The following is a 992-nucleotide window of genomic DNA, read 5'->3' on the forward strand; positions in this document are numbered from 1 at the left end:
GTGCCGGGGGAGGGCGGGTGCTGTTTGCGCCGCCGGTACGCGCGGGCCTGACAGCTCCGCGAGCAGTAGACGGCGGGGCGCCCGCGCTCGGCGGGCACGAGGCGCGTACCGCACATCCGGCACGCGGCCTGTTCCTTTTCGTCACGCATGCTTTTTATCGTAACGCCGAAAAGAGTGTGACGAAAAGCAGGAATGTGCTGGGGAATTGGCTCTTTACGACTTTCTCCGCTGATACGTTTGTAACGTATTCCGCACGCACAGGAGGAGAGGAAGCGTGAAGCACGACGTGTTGCAGATCATCGGGGCCTCGGTGATGGTGGTCTTCGCGCAAGGCATCTTCAGGCTGGTCATCCACCCCGACGACCGGGGTCTGCTCGGGTGGGTGCCGGGCGGCTTCGTCCCGGTCCTGCTCGCGCACGCCGCCCTCGTCGGCGTCGGTGTCGTACTCGCGGGCTGGGCCCACGCACAGGCGAAGGCCGCCGGCCGCCGTGAGTGAGGCGCGCGTCAGCCGGCGGGCGGCGGGCCTTCCAGGTGGTCGCTGATCCACTGCATGGGGGCCGCCATGTTCGCGCCGTAGGTGGCGCCGTTGTGCCTGCCGTCGGGTATTTCCCAGAGCTTGGTGTGGACGGGGCCCTTGCCATAGGAGCGCATGAAGTTCTTGACGCTCTTCATGGTGATGGCGTTCTCTCTCGTGCCGACCTGGAAGGAGAGGTAGACGTCCGGTCCCTTGGTGTCGATCAGGCGCTTGGCCAGCACCTCGGGGTTGTTCTCGGCCTTCTCCGTCTCGTGGCCGTTCCACAGCGGCGAGTCGGGCACGATATCCGGGCCGTTTGCTATGACGGCCTTGAACTTGTCCGGGTGCTTGAGCACGGCCTTCAGACCGGCGAAACCACCGGTGGAGGAGCCCATGAACGCCCAGCCGTCGCGCGACTTGAGGGTACGGAAGTTGGCGCGCATCAGGTCCGGGACGTCCTCGGTCAGCCAGGTGCCCA

General features: G+C 66.0%; 2 protein-coding genes. One reads left to right on the plus strand and one right to left on the minus strand.

All coding sequences use genetic code 11. The annotated features are described in order from the left end of the window. Positions 1–274: 274 nt before the first annotated feature. Positions 275–496, plus strand: a complete 222-nt coding sequence (locus K6I33_RS35260; RefSeq protein WP_229358865.1) for a hypothetical protein — start codon at positions 275–277, stop codon at positions 494–496. An 8-nt stretch (positions 497–504) separates the two neighbouring features. On the opposite strand, the gene K6I33_RS35265 is transcribed toward K6I33_RS35260, so the two are convergent. Then, the coding region (locus K6I33_RS35265; protein WP_229358866.1) for an alpha/beta hydrolase-fold protein at positions 505–992 on the minus strand (488 nt) is incomplete at its 5' end.

Origin of the sequence: Streptomyces sp. UNOB3_S3 (assembly GCF_020740895.1) — a bacterium.
Lineage (GTDB): Bacteria > Actinomycetota > Actinomycetes > Streptomycetales > Streptomycetaceae > Streptomyces.